Below are 18,481 nucleotides of genomic sequence, written 5' to 3' on the forward strand. Positions count from 1 at the left end.
TGATACTGTTAAAGACAGGACTTCGTATCTCGGAACTGTGCGGACTGACAGTAGCCGACATTGATTTCAAGAATGAAGTTGTGATTATCGACCACCAGTTACTAAAGAGTAAGGAACAGGGCTATTATATTGAAACGCCTAAGACGAAAAGCGGGATAAGGCAAGTGCCATTAAGCAAAGAAACGATACAGGCATTTCAACGGGTTATCAACAGCCGACCAAAGATAAAGTCGATAGAGGTAGACGGACACAGCGGTTTTGTGTTTATCAATCCGAAAGGTAATCCAAAAGTTGCCATTGATTATAACGCCTTATTTATCCGTATGGTAAAGAAATACAACAAGCACCACAAGGACAATCCCTTGCCACATATTACACCGCATACGCTACGCCATACATTCTGCACAAGGCTGGCAAGCAAGAACATGAACCCGAAAGATTTACAGTATATCATGGGGCATTCAAACATCAGTATCACAATGAACTGGTACGCTCATGCGTCCATAGATACCGCAAAATCAGAGGTTCAGCGTCTAATCGCATAGAAGTATTTACCACGATTTTAACCACGATTGACAGGGAAAATATAAGAAGATAGACCTAGATATGCGAGGTTTACCACAAAAGCAAAATGCCCGTAGAGCCGATAAAATAAGGCTTTGCGGACATTTGAGAAGATATAAAAAGATAGTCAAAAAGACATATATAATTTCATATATAAAAACTATATGGATTTTTATCATGGATTCAATACATCTAAAAATCATTATTTAGAAAAGCAAATTCTTGATCTATTTCATTCTTTATCAGTCCCTGGCAACACACATCCAAACTTTGATGAACTTTATTATCGGAAAATATTTGAACAGTCTGATAGTAGTAAAATGTACTATATTTATACCATAAATACTAAGCAATATTATTTTATTGAAAATATATTCTAAACAAAATAAAAGGTATCACGAATTATATGGGAGAGGGTCCGTGATACCTTATATGACTATTATAGCATATTTAAAAAAATAAGCATTTAATCTGATTAAACTTTAATTAGTTTCTCCAAAAGAAATCTAGATTTCAAGTATTTTAGTCTAAATATATTATACTTTTAATCTCTATTACAAAGATTTAGAAATCTTTATCAAATCAACTAAAACAAATCTATTCTACATTTCAGTTAGAGCATTGTTTTTTATAATAAATCATTTTTACAAGTCATATACCTAACTAACCACTATACCAATAATTACTTTAATAATATTTCAAGAAATTGATACTTAAAATATTAATATTCAATTTCTTCAAGTGCATTTTTCAATTGATTCAAAGCTTGTCTTAAATATGCTCTTGGGCAAGCAATGTTAATTCTTTGAAACCCTTTTCCTTCTTTTCCAAACATCGTTCCACTATCTAGCCATAATCGAGCACGTTCAATCAATAAATCATTTAATTCTTTATCTGAAATTTGTAATCTTCTAAAATCAAGCCAAAGCAAATAAGTTCCCTCCGGGATAATCAACTTTATCAATGGTATGTGTTCTTTCAAATATTCATCTACAAACCGTGTATTTTCAAATAAATATTGCTTTAAATCTTCAAGCCAGCTTGAACACGATTCATAAGCTGTCTGGCAAGCTGCTAATCCAAACAAATTACACTGGCTATAACCAGTACTGGCAATAGCTTTTTTAAATTGTAATCTCAATTTTTCATCGGCAATAAAAATATTTGAAATTTGTAATCCGGCCAAATTAAAAGTTTTAGTAGGAGCCGTACAGGTTATTGTAATATTCTGTAATTCTGTCTTTAATGATGCAAAAACATGATGCTGATGCCCCGGATAAATAAAATCACTATGGATTTCATCACTAATAATTTTAACATCATTTTTAAGGCAGATTTGCCCTAATTTTAATAGCTCATCTTTTTTCCAAACTCGACCAACTGGATTATGTGGCGAACATAAAATAAACAATTTTACTTTTTCTTTCTTAATCTTCTCTTCAAAATCATCAAAGTCTATTTCATAATGAGCGTTTTTTAAAACTAAAGAATTTGTTATAACACGTCTTCCGTTATCAATAATTACTTCTTTAAAAGGATAATATACTGGTGTTTGAATAATTACTCCATCACCCAATTTAGTAAATGCCCGCACTGCTTGTGCTAAAGCAAATACAACACCAGGCGTCTTAACTATCCATTCCTTTTTTATTTCGTAATTAAATTTTGACCGATACCAACTATAAATAGCTTGATAATAACCATCCTTACTATCACTATATCCATAAATACCATGATTTACCACATCATATAATCGTTGTTGTATTTCTGGAGCAACGATAAAATCCATATCTGCCACCCATAACGGTAAAATATCATCAGGACGTTCTCTTTCACTAGTGAAATCATACTTTAAGGAGTTTGTATCAGTACGGTTTATTATTGAATCAAAATTAGATTTTATCATTATCACCAAAAGCCTGCCTCAAATCAGCTAATAAATCATCAATATTTTCTATTCCTACTGATAATCGCAAAAAATTATCTGTAATTCCTAATTTAGCTCTAATTTCTGCTGGAACATCACCATGGGTTTGAATCATTGGATAAGTAATCAATGACTCCACACCTCCAAGACTTTCTGCATAAGTAATTAATTGTACATTTTCTAAAATCTTTTTTGCTAAAAAATGATTTTCAACACTAAAGGCTATCATGCTGCCAAAGCCGCGGGCTTGATTTCTATTGATTTCATATCCTGGATGCTCTATTAAACCAGGATAATAAACTTTGCTAACCCGCGGATGCCGATTTAACCAGTTTGAAATTTTCAGCGCATTTTCTTGTTGCGATTTTTGTCTGATTGCCAGCGTCTTGATCCCCCGAATCAATAAATAACAATCTAGTGGTGACAAGCTATTTCCAACTGTCTTTGAAACTTCTCTAATCCTTTTAGCTAGTTTATGATCACCAGTCGAAATACTTCCAGCAATAATATCATTATGCCCACTTAGAAACTTAGTAGCACTATGAATTACAATATCAGCACCTAATAATAATGGATTTTGAAAATATGGTGAAAGGAAGGTATTATCAACAATTAGTAACAGCTTGTGGGCTTGACACAAGGTACTAATTTTTTTTAAATCACTTATTTGCATTGTTGGGTTACTCGGCGTTTCAATAAAAACAGCTTTTGTTTGAGGACGAATATACTGCTTAAAACTCTTTAAATTAGTTGTATCAACATAACTGAATTTTAAACCTTTATTTTGCTGCAAAGTAAATAGTCGAGTTGAACCGCCATATAAATCATTTGAACATATCAAATGATCACCACTACTAAAAAGTTCTAGTACCAATGAAATTGCTGCCATTCCACTAGAACAAGCAACTGTATCAACTGCGCCCTCTAAATTGGAAATAATCTCTTCTAAATAAGCTCTTGTTGGATTACTTTCACGAGAGTAGTTATACCCTCTGCTTTCCCCAATCCCAGGATGAGAAAAAATTGCTGTTTGGTATATTGGAATTGAAACAGCACCATAAGGATGCTGTTTCAATTCTAAATTTGCAGGATGAATACAACGAGTTTCAAATTCATATTTCATACTTTTCTCCATTTCCCCACGCTAAGCGCATGGACACAAATATTTCTTGAAAGACATTCTGATTCCTTCTACTCTACTACCCCCTGCTATAATGAAAGGGAGGTAGTATACTACAGAGCACGAGAAGTAGAGTAGGTAATTCTACTCGTTAGAATATCTTGTATAATTATAAGTCGCCGTCATCTTTTCGAGCACAAATAATTAGGACTCAGAGCCTGGACACTTATTATTGATATATTACCAATTTGGTCATATTGCTAGATGACAGTCAGTACCACTTCTCCTTTCTTTGAAAGGAGGTTTTATTTTTTGTAGCGGCCATCGCTGCTTCTGGTGATAATAATGTCACGACCTATATTCAAAAGCAGTTTTCTACTTTTAACTCTGATTTGTTGAATCTTTTAAACTGGCTTAAATCAAACAACTGTTTTGATGTTTGCATGGAATCTACCAGTAAGTACTGGATTCCTGTCTTTAATATCCTTGAATCTGAACTCAATATTTTTCTTACTCATCCTAAATACGTGAAGGTGATTAGAAGTAAGAAAACCGATAAGAAAGATTCAAAATGGATTGCTAACATCTTTAAACAAGATCTTCTCAAGTACTCTTTTATTCCACCTAAAAACATTAGAGAACTTAGAAAAATATCACATTATCGCATTAAACTTGTCAATAAGCGCTCTTCTGAACGCAATCGTTATCAAAACTGTATGACTGTTTCTAATATTGCCTTAGCTTCTGTCTCTACTGATCATTTAGGAAAGAATTGTAAAGCTGCCATGGATGAGATTCTCAAAAGTGATATTATCACTGAAGACAATCTTAAGAAAATTCTCAAGGGTTCTGTTTCAAAGAAATCTGATCAAATTTTTCAAGCCATTCAGAATTCTCACATTGAATCTGACCAAAGATTCAAAATCAACTGCACTATAAAACACATGAATAATCTTGACGAATATATTCAAAACTGGTTAGTATTTGAAACCACTTCTTGTTCAATGTGCTCTTTCGGCTATCAAGAGTGAAAAAGAAACATATTTCAGAATCAAGTATAATCGTATTAAGAAACGACGTGGTCATAAGAAAGCTATTATAGCGACCGCTAGAATGATTCTTATTTCTATATACCATATGACAAAAACTGGTGAAAACTTCAATCCATCTGATTATGAATCATTAAAAAATCCAAAACCAGGCAACCAGAAGATAACCACTCATCAAGCATTAGAATTATTGAAATCCATGGATATTGATATAAGCCAAATCAATTTATTTTCTATTCAACAAACGAGTTCATCATGAATTTTTAATTTTTTAGGTCGGCTTTTTTTATAAATTTCTTTCACACTTATCCCCTTTTAATTATAGCTAGGTACATACCATAAACCATTATTATTTTTATCTAAATATTCTTTAAATTCTTTTGAACGATAAGCTTCAACAATTGCTTTAGCCCATTTTGTATCTTTATTTTTTTCTTTTACAACTACTTGTAACAATAAATGTTCTAAAACATCCTCCTGTAATAACGCACTCGAAGCATCAATTCCTGCATTATAAACTATGCTGCCGGTGATTACAGCATAATCAAACTCATCTAAAGCTTGAGGAATCATTGTTGAATCCATTTCTGTAAACTCTATTTCATAAGGATTTTTAATAATATCATCTTTTGTCACGGAACTAATATCCACATCTGGATCTAAAGTAATATACTTTGCTTTTTGTAATAAAACATATGCTCTAGATGTATTTGAAGCATCGTTTGGTACAGCAATCTTAGCGCCCTTTTTAATTTCCTCTAAGCTTTTATGAGTATTTGAGAAAATTCCTGCAGGTACAGTTGGAATTGCTGTCAAAGCTACTAAATCACCATCTTGTGATTCATTAAAATTTTTCATGTAAGCTGTATGCTGCTCAACATTGACATCTATCTCGCCTTCATTTAAGGCTGTATCATTTTGCAATAAATCTGAAAATTCGATGCATTTAAATTGATAACCTTCTTTTTTCAAAATTGGAATAATGGCATCTTCAAATAAGACTGTATATGGCCCCGCTGCCTTACCATAGATAATTGTTGTCTTATCTTCACTTTTATCACTACTACTTTGGCATCCGGCCAAAACAAAAACCATCACTAATAATAAACTCAATATTCTCTTTTTCATTTTTCTTCCCCTATTCATGTGTTCTAATTTTTTTAGATAAATGATTTCCCAATGTTTGAATTAATTGTACAAAGATAATTAAAATGATTACGGTAACAAACATTAGAGTATTATTAAAACGCTGATAACCATAAGTTAATGCTAAATCACCAACACCACCGCCGCCGATTGTTCCAGCCATAGCAGTTGCCCCCAATAAACCGATCGTTCCAGTAGTAAGTGCTAAAACTAACGAAGCTTTCGCCTCTGGTAATAAAAAATAACGAATGATTTCCAAAGTATTTGCCCCCATTGCTTTAGCAGCTTCTAAAATTCCCGGTTGAACTTCTAATATAGAACTTTCTATCAAACGAGCCAAATATGGTGCAATATAAAATACTAATGGAACAATTGCAGCCTTTGTTCCTATTCTTGTTCCAACCAGCACTTTTGTTAGCGGAGCAATAAATACTAATAAGATTACAAATGGCACAGATCTAACAATATTTACTAACCCACTCACAAGAAAATGAATTGTATGATTGGCTTTAACTCCATTTTTTCTAGTAAGGACTAAAAGTAAGCCTAGCGGTATTCCTATCAAGGTTCCAAAAAATAATGATATTCCCAACATATAAATTGTCTGGCCTGCCGCTTCAAGTAATTTATCAGCAGGTATATTTAAATAATTTTCAATCATAATTCAATTCCACCCTCTCTATCTTCACATCTTGTTTTTGAATATAATTTATCGCTCGAATAACTTCATCCTGTTCACCTTTTAACTGAATTGTTAAAATTCCTAAAATCTCTTCTCCTACTTCATTAACTGAAGCAAATAAAATTGTTGTTGTAATTTTAAAATGCTTATTAATTTTAGAAATTACATCATGCTTTGTACTTTCACCAAAAAAAGTAAGTTTTAAAACCGGATACCGATAATCTAATTCTTTTAAAAGTGTGGTTGGAATTACATTGCTAATAACTGTTTCAACAAATCTCTTTGTCATTTCTTGTTGTGGATTACTAAAAACCTCTAAAGTATCACCTTTCTCAATGATTTTACCAGATTTCATTACCGCTACTTTATTACAAATTTTCTTGATTACATTCATCTCATGAGTTATTAACAAAATTGTTATCCCAAGTTCACAATTAATTTTTTTAAGCAGCAATAAAATTGCTTCTGTTGTCTGTGGATCTAAAGCACTAGTTGCCTCATCACAGAGTAAAATCTTAGGTTCTGTAGCTAATGCTCTAGCAATACCAATTCTTTGTTTTTGACCCCCAGACAGTTGTGATACATAAGTATCACGCTTATCTTCCAATTCCACAAAAGATAATAATTGTTTAACTCTTACTTCAATAGCTTTTTTATCCAGTTTTGAAAGAATCAATGGGATAGCAATGTTTTGATAGACTGTTTGTGATTCTAATAAATTAAACTGTTGAAAAATCATACCTATATCTTTTCGTAAAATATTTAATTCTCGTTCTTTTAAATCTATAATATTTTGATTATTAATATAGATTGCCCCATTTTCAGGACGTTCCAATAAATTTACCATTCGTAATAACGTTGATTTACCAGCCCCAGAATAACCGATTACACCGTAAATATCACCCGCTTCTACTTCTAGAGAGACATCTTGCAATGCTGGAACTTCACCACTTTTAGTTGTAAAAGTCTTATTTACGTGTTCAATTTTAATCATTCTCATCTGCCTCCAATTTTAAAAGAGCCTGTTTCGCCAATTGGCTAAGATATTTTGCAGCTAACGATAAAGCTGCAGGATTTACCTTAAACTTCGGATGATGATTAGGATAGGTCTTTCCGGTTCCGATTTTAATAAATGCTCCCCTGATTTTTTCAAGATAAAATGCAAAATCTTCGCCTCCTAAAGTTGCTTCGGGTATCCCTATAGCAATTTTTTCTGCTTGAGCAATTGCTTTAGCAAAATTACTCCATTCCTCATCATTGACGGTTGCAGGAGGCCCCGCTATCCACTCAATTTCTGTATCAAGATCATAGGCTTGGCTAATCCCATAAGTTATTTCCTTTAATCGTTTTCCAAACAGCTCCCTCTCCTCGCTAGTCAGCGTTCTAACAGTCCCTTCAATTAAGGCTTGTTCAGGAATAACATTCCACGTATTCCCTGCTTGAAGATGTGTAATACTTAAAACACTACTATTAAAAGGATCCATATTTCGACTAACGATCGTTTGTAAGCTGTTAACTAATGCAGCAGCTGCAACGATTGGATCTTTAGCCATTTGTGGATGGGCTGCATGGCTTCCAAAGCCCTTCAAATTAATTTTAAATCGATCAACAGCAGCTGAAATTGTCCCCGCTTTAATTCCAATTGTTCCCACTTCAAACTGCGAAGTACTATGAATTCCAAAAATTGCATTAACATCATCTAAAACCCCTGTCTCAATAATTTTTAGAGCTCCTAATGAAGACTCTTCAGCCGGTTGAAATAATAATTTTACTGTTCCATGTAATTGAGCAGCATTTTCATTTAACAATAAAGCAACACCATAAATCGTTGTTAAATGAAAATCATGACCACAAGCATGCATCTTTCCTTCAATCTCTGACTTATAGCTTAATGTCGTTTCCTCATTAACTGGTAAAGCATCAATATCACTTCGTAAAGCAATTACTTTACCAGGGTATCCACCTCTAATAACTGCAACTAATCCAGTTTTTAATGGTAAATCTAAAACTTCAATATCATGCTCTTGTAATAATGTTTTAATTCTTTTAGTAGTTTCATATTCCTCATAAGATAATTCCGGATTACGATGAAACCACTCAAATTGATATTCTAATTCTTTTTGTAAAGTGTCGTCTTCCATTCTAATTCCCCCTTTTTAATAACAAAAGTGGGATGTTTATGTAAACATCCCACTACCCCATTTAATATAGTATTAAGAATATTTGCATACACGAAAATGTACCCTATACTTTTGTATACAGCTGCACATACACATATACATCATATCTCTTCTGCTTTTTAACATCATCGTTCGCTCCTCTTCTTTTCCTACTATATCGATAGGTTTGCTATGTAAAGTATCTTAACACACTATAAATACTCCGTCAAGCAAAAAAATAAATGTCAATATGTTTGCATAAAAAAAAATAGCTAATTAGCTATTCTTCGTTGATATAAATAAACTCCTAAAGCAGCACCAATAATAATGATATATCCAACTATGCTCCATATATCAGGAATTTGATTTAAGAAAATAAATCCTAATATCGCTGCAAATAATATTTGACTATAATCATAGATTGAAATATCCTTGCCAGCTGCATTATTATACGCCGCAGTAATTGCAAATTGACCACCAGCTGCCATTAACCCTGCACCTAGTAAGATTAAAAACTGTTCTAAACTCATCGGCTGATAATTAATTATTAAATATGGTAACACACTGAGACAAGAAAAGCATGAAAAGAAAAATACAATTTTTGCACCATTTACCCCCTGCTTACCTAGCTTCCGCACACAAGTATAAGCTATTCCTGCTCCTAATGCCCCCAAAACACCAATAATTGAATCCACATTATTTAAAAGATTAAAAGATGGTTTGATTACAAACAAGCTTCCAATGAAAGCTACGATAATTGATATTTTTTGTATTCTTGTCGCTTTTTCTTTTAAAAACAAAGAGGAACAAATAATTACAAAAAATGGTGATAATTTATTAAGCATCGAAGCATCACTAACTAAAAGATGATCAACTGCATAAAAATTACAAAGAATTCCCAACGTTCCAAAGACTGAGCGTAATAAAAGCATCGGTAAATCTTTTTGTTTATATGTAAATCCCTGTTTACTTTTTAATAGGATAAAAAAAGCAAATAAAGCAGCTACCAAATTTCTAAAAAAACTTTTTTGAATTGATGGTAAATCGCCAGCTAATTTTACAAATACATTCATTGCTGCAAAAAAGAAAGCGGCTAAAATTATACACATCATCCCTTTACGGATATTATTCATAAGCACCTCCAGATACTATAATGATTATATCTATTATAACCATTACGTCAATTAATATGATTTACAACAAAAAAGGATAACTTTCGTTATCCAATTAATTATTATTGAACAGCAAATATAAGTTCAGCTTTACAAACTACCTTACCATTTACCTTAGCAACAGCATCACCAATTCCAATTGGTCCTTTTTGTTTAGTTAGAGTACATTCCATTTCTAAAACATCACCAGGCGTTACTTGACCTTTAAACTTACACTTATTAATGCCCCCAAAGAAAGCAATTTTACCTTTATTTTCTTCTTTAGAAAGAATTGCAATACACCCAACTTGAGCTAATGCCTCAACAATCAATACTCCTGGCATAACATGATGCTCAGGAAAATGACCACAAAAATGCATTTCATTAACACTGACACATTTAATTCCTTTTGCCCACTGTCCAGGCTGGTAATCAGTAATTCGATCTACTAAAGCAAAAGGATAACGGTGCGGATTGATTTCTTGAATTTGATTACTATTTAGTTCCATTTTCTTATTCTCCATATTTCTTAAAGATGATAGTCGCATTATGACCACCAAATCCTAATGAATTTGACATAGCTACATTAACATCTTGATTTCTACCAGTATTTGGAACGATATCTAAATCACATAATGGATCTGGTTTTTGATAATTAATCGTAGCTGGAATAAATCCCTCTTCGATTGCTTTAACACAAATTACCCCCTCGATTCCCCCGGCAGCACCTAAACAATGCCCCGTATTTCCTTTCGTCGAAGAAATAGCAACCTTTTTAGCAGCTTCACCTAAAGCAGATTTAATTGCCATTGTTTCACCTTTATCATTTAAAGGGGTACTAGTTCCATGTGCATTAATATAAGTTACGTCTTCAGCTACTAAACCAGCATCCTTGATTGCATTGATCATCGCTTTAGCCCCACCAGAGCCATCTTCTAAAGGTGCAGTAATATGATGAGCATCACAACTGACACCATATCCGACCATTTCACAATAGATATGAGCGCCACGAGCTTTAGCATGTTCTAATTCTTCAAGTACAACAATTCCAGCACCCTCACCCATAACAAATCCACAACGTTCCTCGTCAAAAGGAATTGACGCCCGTTTCGGATCATTATTATCACAAAGAGCTTTCATTGATGAAAAGCCTCCAATACCAAGTGGAGTAATACTAGCTTCTGCCCCACCAGCAACCATAATTTCTTGATAACCATCACGGATATTTCTAAACGCATCACCAATCGCATTAGTTCCACCAGCGCAAGCTGTGACCGGACAAGTACATAATCCTTTTGCCCCTAATTCAATTGCAATATTTCCCGCTGCCAAATTTGTAATTGACATTGGCACAAAGAATGGCGAAACACGATCATAACCTTTTTCTAACCCCTTAGTATGATCTTTCTCAATTGTTGCAAGCCCTCCAATTCCGCTTGACACAACTACACCAAAACGGTCAGCATCAATCTCTTCAATCTTTAAACCAGCATCCTTAAAAGCCTCTTTAGCAGCAATTACACCAAATTGAGTAAAGCGATCCATTTTTCGAACTGCTTTTTTATCTAAATAATCAGCAGCATTAAAATTTTTTACTTCACCTGCAATTTTTACTTTTGTTAATTCTTTATCATAGTTTGTGATTTCGTCAATTCCACAAACACCTTCTTTAATACTTTTCCAAGTTTCTTCAACATTATGACCAATTGCATTAATTGCTCCAAGCCCTGTTACTACAACTCTTCTTCTTTCCATTGTCTCTCTCCTTACATTGCCATTCCGCCATCAACATGGATAGTTTGACCAGTAATGTATCTAGCATCATCACTTGCTAAAAATACTACCGTATTAGCGATATCACTTACTTGTCCAAAAGTTCCTAAAGGAATTTGTTTAGCCATACTTTCTTTAATATCTTCAGGTAAAACATCAGTCATTGCAGTTTGAATAAAACCTGGTGCTACCGCATTCACAGTAATTCCCCGACTACCAACTTCGCGCGCTAATGACATTGTCATTCCAATAATTCCAGCTTTACTTGCTGAATAATTTACTTGACCAGCATTTCCCATTACCCCAACTACTGATGACATTGAAATAATACGACCATAACGTTGTTTCATCATAATTTTAGTCGCATGTTTCATACAATTCCATGTTCCTTTTAAATTAACATCAATAACTGCATCAAAATCATTCTCTTTCATTCGCATCAACAATCCATCTTTAGTAATTCCAGCATTATTTACAAGAACATCGATTCGACCAAATTCTTTAATGATTTCTTTAAACATTGTTTCTGTTTCTTCAAACGAAGCAACATTAGCTTGAGCTAACATAACAGTCGCACCGATTGCTTCTAATTCTGATTTAGTTGCTTCAGCAATTTTTTTATTATCACCAAAATTAACATAATTTACAATGATCTTAGCACCTTCACGAGCACAAGTTAAACAAATTTCTTTACCAATTCCTTGGGCTCCACCAGTTACTAAAACTACTTTATCTTTTAATTTCATCTTATTCTCCTTTTAATCCCGCTAATGTTTTTTCTAATGATGCTTGATCTTCAACTTGATAAGTTTTAATTGTCTTATCAATCTTACGAATAAATCCACTTAAAACTTTACCAGGACCGATTTCAATAATTGTATCAACCCCGTTTTCTAACATATAACGAATACTATTTTCAAAATATACTGAAGACATTACTTGCTTCTCTAACATTTGAGCAATACTAACTCCAGACTCAAGTTCTTTAGCCGAACTATTGAATATTACAGGAACTTGCATTTCATTAAAATTAACACTTACAAACTTTTCTTTAAGTTCATTACTAGCTGGTGCTAATAATTCTGTATGGAAAGGTCCACTTGTATTTAAAGGAATTGCCCGACGAGCACCTTTTTCTAATGCTAATTCGCTAGCCTTAGTAACTGCCTCAGCCTCACCACCAATTACTAATTGTCCTGGACAATTATAGTTAGCAATTGAAACAACTCCCAAAGCCCTAGCTTCTTTAACTGCTTCATTTAATAATTCGCGATCTAAGCCAATAATTGCAATCATTTTGCTTTCAATTCCTGCTGCCGCTCTTTCCATCGCTTGACCACGGAAACGTACTAAATTAATTGCTGTTTGATCATCTAAAACACCTGCTGCATTTAAAGCTGAATATTCACCAAGACTTAATCCTGCTACATAATCTGGAGCAATTCCATTTTCTTTTAATAGCTTAGTTACTACTACAGCAACAGCAACCATACATGGTTGTGTATTTCTTGTTAAAGAAAGTTCTTCAAGGGGACCTTCAAAGCATAATTTCTTTACATCAATATCTAAGTCAATGTTATCAAAAACATCTTTAGCAATTTGATAGTTATCATAGAATGATTGACCCATTCCAACTACCTGACTACCTTGACCAGCATATACAAATCCAATCTTACCCATTATTTTAGTCCTCTCTTTAATTCATCCATTAATTCTTTTACTGAAATAATTTTATCATTACGATATCCATTGCTTCCACTAAATACTAATCCCTCATCCAAATTACCTTTAGCAGCATTGATCAATGCACCACTAATACAATAAGGCGTAGTTTTAACATCACAAGGAATTAAGCAATTATAACAGCGTTTTACTGGAATCCTTTCATCTTGTTTAAGTCTTTTTGTCAACTTCGTCATGATGGCTCTTCCCGGCATTCCAACTGGTGATTTAACAATCTCGATATCTCCTTTTTTAGCATTTATAAATGCTTGTTTATATTTAATATCTGCATCACATTCCTCAGTACAAATAAACCGTGTTGCCATTTGAACACCATCAGCACCTAAATCTAAATACTTTTGAATATCCTCACTATCATAAACACCACCAGCTACAAAAATAGGAATATCCTTTTGATATTTTTCAACAAATGGTTGAACAGTCTCTTTTACTTCTTTAAAAATATCTACTAATTTAGCCGTTGTTTTATTTAACACATCTTCTTTATGAAAGCCTAGATGACCACCAGCTTCACTTCCTTCAATGACAACAAAGTCTGGAGCTACCTTAAATTTACGATCCCAAGTTTTACAAATCAATTTAGCGGCTTTACCACTTGATACAATTGGGGCAATTTTAACTTTTGTTCCTTGAACAAAACTTGGTAAGTTCATAGGTAATCCAGCACCCGAAATAATTGCATCTATTTTACTTTTTACAGCTACTTCAACTAAAGCTGCATAGTCAGTAATTGCGACCATTGCATTAATTGCAACCATCCCTTTACCTTTAGCAATCTCTTTAGCTTTCTTTATTTCATTAGCTAGCTCACGTTTATTAGCTTCTAGCGGATTTTTTTCAAAATCATCAGCACGATAACCAGGATGAGCAGTTGAAATAACACCCATACCACCATTTAAAGCAACATTTCCAGCCAAATTTCCAAGTGAAATACCAACTCCCATGCCACCTTGTATGATTGGTACATCAAGAGTCATATCTCCGATATTTACCTTTTTCATAATTAAAACTCGCTTTCTAATTTCTTAAATGCCTTATCACAATCATCAAATAATTCTTTAATAATTACTTTTAGAGGTCTAATTTCATTGATCATTCCGACTACTTGGCCAGCCATTAATGAACCGGTATCGGCGTCACCTTCTAAAACTGCTCTACGTAGTGAACCTAATGTATATTTTTCAAGTTCCATCATGTCAGCACCTTCTTTTTCACGCTTAACATACTCTTTAGCCATTTTATTTTTTATTACCCGTACTGGTGTTCCTGCGATTCTTCCAGTTACTGTAGTGCTTGTATCTTTAGCTTTGATTACAGCTTGTTTATAATTTTCATGAATCGGACACTCTTCGCTTGCAAGCAGACAAGTTCCTACCTGTACTCCACAAGCCCCTAGAGCATACGCTGCCAATACCTGTTTTCCACTCGCAATTCCCCCAGCTGCTATAACAGGAACACTAACTGCTTCAACTACTTGAGGTACTAATGCCATTGTAGTTAATTCACCTATATGACCACCTGCCTCAGTTCCTTCAACAATAATTGCATCAACGTTATATTTTTCAAGGCGCTTTGCTAAAGCTACACTTGGAACAACTGGCAATACTTTAATTCCTGCTGCTTTCCATGCAGCAACATATTTACCAGGATTTCCTGCTCCAGTTGTTACGACCGGCACTTTTTCATCAATTACTAATTGTGCCATCTCATCAGCACAAGGATTAATCAACATGATATTGACACCAAAAGGTTTATCAGTTAAATTACGGCAAATTTCAATATTCTTTTTTAATGTAGCAGTGTCCATTCCACCGGCACCAATTAAACCAAGTGCGCCAGCATTAGATACACTAGCTGCAAATTCACCGGTAGCGATATTTGCCATTCCTCCTTGAATCAAAGGATATTCAATATTTAATAATTTATTTAATTTCATCTTCTAACTCCATTCCATTAATGTTGCGCCCCAAGTAAGACCACCCCCAAAACCAACACAAATAATTTTGTCACCTGGTCTTAACATTCCTTTTTCATTCATTTCACCTAAAGCCAAAGGAATGCTAGCTGCTGATGTATTCCCATATTCCTGCAAATTCATATAAAACTTATCTTCTGAAGACTTCATCTTCTTATATACATTTTTAATAATTCGATAATTTGCTTGATGACAGACAACGTAATCAATCTCATCAAGAGTTAAATTTGTTTTTTCTAAGATTGCATTAATACTTTCAGGAATTACTTTTATTGCAAACTTAAACACTTCCTGCCCAGCCATCGTTAAATAATGATCCTGATTAGATTTACTGATTGCCGGGGCCTTTAATGCTTCTAAATTTCCCGCTGAATTACTGTAGCTAGCAAAAATACCATCACCATTTCCAACTACAAGGGCTCCAGCCCCATCACCAAACAAAACACAAGTATTGCGATCTTTGAAATCCATTATTTTGGAAATTTCTTCACTTCCAATGACTAAAGCATATTTCTCTTCCATGTTTTGTAATAATGCCTGGGCTACCGTTAAGGCATACACAAAGCCGCTACAAGCAGCATTTAAATCAAAGCACATTACTTCTTGATCATTCAAACCTAATCTTTCTTGAATCAAACAAGCAGTGCTGGGAGTAAAATAATCGGGTGTCATTGTTGCACAGATAATCAATCCAATCTTACTTTTATCTATTTTTTCAACTGCCTTTAAAGCTGCTTGATACCCAAGTTCTACGCAACTTTCATTTTCAGCAATATGTCTTCTTTTTATCCCGGTTCTAGAGACGATCCACTCATCTGATGTTTCAACCACTTTTTCAAGGTCGAAATTATCAAGTACTTTTTGTGGTGCATAATAACCAGTTGATAATATTTTTAATCCACTCATATAATCTCCTAATATTTTTCTTTGATATCTTCAAAGAAATACAATAACTGTTGTAATGATTTAATCAATAACTCATCATCAAGAACATGACTATCTTCACAGACACGACTTACCATCTCTTCGTGAAAGTCTCGATGTACTTTGCAAACACGATTGCCTTTAGCTGTCAGCTCTACACGAATAATGCGTCGATCATTATCATCTTTACGACGTTTTACGTATCCCTTAGCTTCGAGCTTTTTTATTGCTGTCGTAATTGTTCCATTAGTTAAAGTCGCCTGAGAAGCAATTGTTGACATCGTGGGATTTGAAAGCGAACTGATTGCATCGATAATATGCAGTTCTGATAAACTTAAATCTTCCACTCCATGTCCTACCATATATTGGGTTTCAATATCCAAAATTTGATTAAACAGTCTTACAAACAGTTGATTAATTAATTCTCGATTTAAAATATCGCGATTAGTCATTCGTAATTCGACCCATTTCTCTAAATTTATTGTAACGTTTATTTACTAATGATGTTTTTGATAATTTCATCAATTCTTCAAGAGTATTTCGAAGATAGATTCTTAAACGTTTGTATACATATTCGCGGTTCTTTGTAATTCCACCTCGAGGTTCTTTGATGATCTTATCAATGATCTTCATTTCATATAAATCATTTGCAGTCAATTTCATTAGCTCTGCAGCTTCATGAACTCTTGAACCATCTTTATCTTTCCATAAGATTGATGCAAAGCCTTCTGGTGATAAAACCGAATAAACACTATTTTCAAGCATTACCATACGATCTCCAACACTTAGTGCCAAAGCTCCACCACTGCCGCCTTCACCGATTACAATCACAATAATAGGCACCGTCAGCTGTGACATTTCCATTAGATTACGCGCAATTGCTTCACCGATTCCATGTTTTTCAGCTTTTAAACCCGGATAAGCACCTGGTGTATCTACAAATGTAACAATTGGTCGATTAAATTTTTCCGCCTGTTTCATCAAACGCATCGCTTTACGATACCCTTCTGGTGAAGACATTCCAAAATTACAGTGTAGATTTTCCTCTAAAGTTCGTCCTTTTAAATGTCCAATTACAGTACAGGGAATATTATTAAACATTGCTAATCCCCCGACAATTGAACCATCATCTTTGTAAAGACGGTCCCCATGTAATTCAATAAAATCATCAAATAAATTATCAATATATTCACGGACATTAGGACGGTCAGCTTTACGAGCAAGATAAACTCGATCATAAGCACTAATATCCTGATATGCTTCAGCTTCAATTTTTGCTTTTGTATTTTCTAAATCTTGAATTTGTAAAGTGTGGTCAATCTCTTGGTCATCCTTTAATTTTAATAACTCTAATTCTATTTCTTTAATTTTTATTTCTTTTTCTTGCAGTGACATTATTGCGCCCCCCTGCTATGCATTTTTAATAATTTGATAATCGTTTCACGCATTTTAGAACGTTCTACGATCATATCAATAAATCCTTGATCTTGCATAAACTCGGTTCTTTGAAAACCTTCGGGTAATTTTTGTTTAATTGTTGATTCAATTACTCTTGGTCCCGCAAATCCGATTAATGCTTTAGGTTCCCCAATAATAATGTCCCCAAGCATGGCAAAAGAAGCAGTAACTCCACCAGTAGTAGGATGAGTAATATACGAAATATATAACAATCCGGCTTCATGATGTTTGGCTAGAGCAGCACTAGTTTTAGCCATTTGCATTAGTGAAATAATTCCCTCTTGCATTCTAGCTCCCCCAGAAGTTGTAAAAATAATGATTGGACATTTGCGTTTTGTCGCATGTTCAATTGCTCTAGTAATCTTTTCTCCGACAGCACCTGACATACTCCCCATTAAAAAACGAGAATCCATCACACAAACAACAACTTTTCTTCCATCAATTCTTCCTGTAGCACAAACAACCGCTTCGTCAAGATTTGTTGTTTCTTCTAATTTTACTAATTTTTCTTTATAACCAGGAAACATTAATGGATCATTTGATTTAATACTTTTATATAATTCTTTATATTTTCCCCCATCATACAAAAGATTTAATCGCGTGTATGCCCGCATCTTTAAATGTGCTCCACATTTAGGACAAACATAATAACTTTCTTTCAAATCTTCACTTAAAATCGACTCTCCGCAAGAATCACACTTTGTATATAAACCATCGGGTACATCAATTCTTTTTTTATCTTGCATTTTATTACGAATAGATTTAAATAAATTCAATTTTTCTTTTCGTGCCTTAAATAACTCTTCCATT

19 protein-coding genes are annotated in these 18,481 nt (G+C 33.8%); 2 read left to right on the top strand and 17 right to left on the bottom strand.

Features of this window, described 5'->3' with window-relative positions; genetic code table 11:
• Nucleotides 1–545: site-specific integrase (locus tag KSU54_RS13870; RefSeq protein ID WP_217760792.1), on the top strand; the 545-nt coding region annotated here is incomplete at its 5' end.
• A 740-nt stretch (nt 546–1,285) separates the two neighbouring features.
• On the opposite strand, the gene KSU54_RS13875 is transcribed toward KSU54_RS13870, so the two are convergent.
• Nucleotides 1,286–2,470, bottom strand: coding sequence for a MalY/PatB family protein (locus KSU54_RS13875; protein ID WP_167309572.1), 1,185 nt, complete (start codon nt 2,468–2,470; stop codon nt 1,286–1,288).
• On the bottom strand, nt 2,457–3,614 hold the full coding sequence (locus KSU54_RS13880) for a trans-sulfuration enzyme family protein (protein WP_117792664.1): 1,158 nt from the start codon (nt 3,612–3,614) through the stop codon (nt 2,457–2,459). The genes KSU54_RS13875 and KSU54_RS13880 overlap by 14 nt, the downstream gene beginning before the upstream one ends.
• 320 nt (nt 3,615–3,934) lie before the next feature.
• Here KSU54_RS13880 and KSU54_RS13885 point away from each other — a divergent pair, with 320 nt between their 5' ends.
• Nucleotides 3,935–4,642 (top strand): IS110 family transposase, encoded by a 708-nt coding sequence (locus KSU54_RS13885; RefSeq protein WP_226814522.1) that lies wholly within the window; start codon nt 3,935–3,937, stop codon nt 4,640–4,642.
• Between the two features lie 333 nt (nt 4,643–4,975).
• Here the strand turns inward: KSU54_RS13885 and KSU54_RS13890 are convergent, their stop codons facing one another.
• The 15 genes from KSU54_RS13890 to accD all read right to left on the bottom strand — a co-directional run bounded on the left by KSU54_RS13890 (nt 4,976) and on the right by accD (nt 18,480).
• Entirely contained in the window at nt 4,976–5,788 is an 813-nt protein-coding gene (locus KSU54_RS13890; protein ID WP_008792256.1) for a MetQ/NlpA family ABC transporter substrate-binding protein, read from the bottom strand.
• Nucleotides 5,789–5,798: 10 nt separating this feature from the next.
• The gene (locus KSU54_RS13895; protein WP_003538978.1) at nt 5,799–6,467 is read right to left on the bottom strand and encodes a methionine ABC transporter permease; all 669 of its coding nucleotides are present in this window, start codon (nt 6,465–6,467) and stop codon (nt 5,799–5,801) included.
• Entirely contained in the window at nt 6,460–7,482 is a 1,023-nt protein-coding gene (locus KSU54_RS13900; protein ID WP_008792257.1) for a methionine ABC transporter ATP-binding protein, read from the bottom strand. The genes KSU54_RS13895 and KSU54_RS13900 overlap by 8 nt, the downstream gene beginning before the upstream one ends.
• A complete protein-coding gene (locus KSU54_RS13905) occupies nt 7,475–8,629 on the bottom strand; it encodes an amidohydrolase (protein ID WP_009299496.1) in 1,155 nt (384 codons plus the stop codon). The genes KSU54_RS13900 and KSU54_RS13905 overlap by 8 nt, the downstream gene beginning before the upstream one ends.
• A 290-nt stretch (nt 8,630–8,919) precedes the next feature.
• Nucleotides 8,920–9,780: a DMT family transporter gene (locus KSU54_RS13910; protein ID WP_003538981.1), complete on the bottom strand. Its 861-nt coding sequence runs from the start codon at nt 9,778–9,780 to the stop codon at nt 8,920–8,922.
• 101 nt (nt 9,781–9,881) lie between these two features.
• Entirely contained in the window at nt 9,882–10,307 is a 426-nt protein-coding gene (gene fabZ, locus KSU54_RS13915; RefSeq protein ID WP_008792258.1) for a 3-hydroxyacyl-ACP dehydratase FabZ, read from the bottom strand.
• Nucleotides 10,308–10,311: 4 nt separating this feature from the next.
• On the bottom strand, nt 10,312–11,553 hold the full coding sequence (gene fabF / locus KSU54_RS13920; RefSeq protein ID WP_003538983.1) for a beta-ketoacyl-ACP synthase II: 1,242 nt from the start codon (nt 11,551–11,553) through the stop codon (nt 10,312–10,314).
• Nucleotides 11,554–11,564: 11 nt separating this feature from the next.
• A complete protein-coding gene (gene fabG, locus KSU54_RS13925; RefSeq protein WP_008792259.1) occupies nt 11,565–12,317 on the bottom strand; it encodes a 3-oxoacyl-[acyl-carrier-protein] reductase in 753 nt (250 codons plus the stop codon).
• Nucleotide 12,318: 1 nt separating this feature from the next.
• Nucleotides 12,319–13,251 carry an ACP S-malonyltransferase gene (fabD, locus tag KSU54_RS13930; RefSeq protein ID WP_217746658.1) on the bottom strand — a complete coding sequence of 311 codons (933 nt, stop codon included), beginning with the start codon at nt 13,249–13,251 and terminating at the stop codon, nt 12,319–12,321.
• Nucleotides 13,251–14,315 (bottom strand): NAD(P)H-dependent flavin oxidoreductase, encoded by a 1,065-nt coding sequence (locus KSU54_RS13935; RefSeq protein ID WP_003538986.1) that lies wholly within the window; start codon nt 14,313–14,315, stop codon nt 13,251–13,253. The genes fabD and KSU54_RS13935 overlap by 1 nt, the downstream gene beginning before the upstream one ends.
• 2 nt (nt 14,316–14,317) lie before the next feature.
• Nucleotides 14,318–15,250, bottom strand: a complete 933-nt coding sequence (locus KSU54_RS13940; RefSeq protein ID WP_003538987.1) for a DUF561 domain-containing protein — start codon at nt 15,248–15,250, stop codon at nt 14,318–14,320.
• A gap of 3 nt (nt 15,251–15,253) precedes the next feature.
• Complete coding sequence (locus KSU54_RS13945; protein WP_009008649.1) at nt 15,254–16,195, bottom strand: beta-ketoacyl-ACP synthase III; 942 nt, start codon at nt 16,193–16,195, stop codon at nt 15,254–15,256.
• Nucleotides 16,196–16,203: 8 nt separating this feature from the next.
• Nucleotides 16,204–16,665, bottom strand: coding sequence for a MarR family winged helix-turn-helix transcriptional regulator (locus tag KSU54_RS13950; RefSeq protein WP_003538989.1), 462 nt, complete (start codon nt 16,663–16,665; stop codon nt 16,204–16,206).
• Entirely contained in the window at nt 16,658–17,608 is a 951-nt protein-coding gene (locus tag KSU54_RS13955; RefSeq protein WP_003538991.1) for an acetyl-CoA carboxylase carboxyltransferase subunit alpha, read from the bottom strand. Before KSU54_RS13955 ends, KSU54_RS13950 begins: the two co-directional genes overlap by 8 nt.
• On the bottom strand, nt 17,608–18,480 hold the full coding sequence (gene accD, locus KSU54_RS13960) for an acetyl-CoA carboxylase, carboxyltransferase subunit beta (RefSeq protein WP_003538994.1): 873 nt from the start codon (nt 18,478–18,480) through the stop codon (nt 17,608–17,610). The genes KSU54_RS13955 and accD overlap by 1 nt, the downstream gene beginning before the upstream one ends.
• Between the last annotated feature and the right edge of the window lies 1 nt (nt 18,481).

This window comes from Erysipelatoclostridium sp. MSK.23.31, assembly GCF_019125875.1.
Classification (GTDB): domain Bacteria; phylum Bacillota_I; class Bacilli_A; order Erysipelotrichales; family Coprobacillaceae; genus Thomasclavelia; species Thomasclavelia ramosa.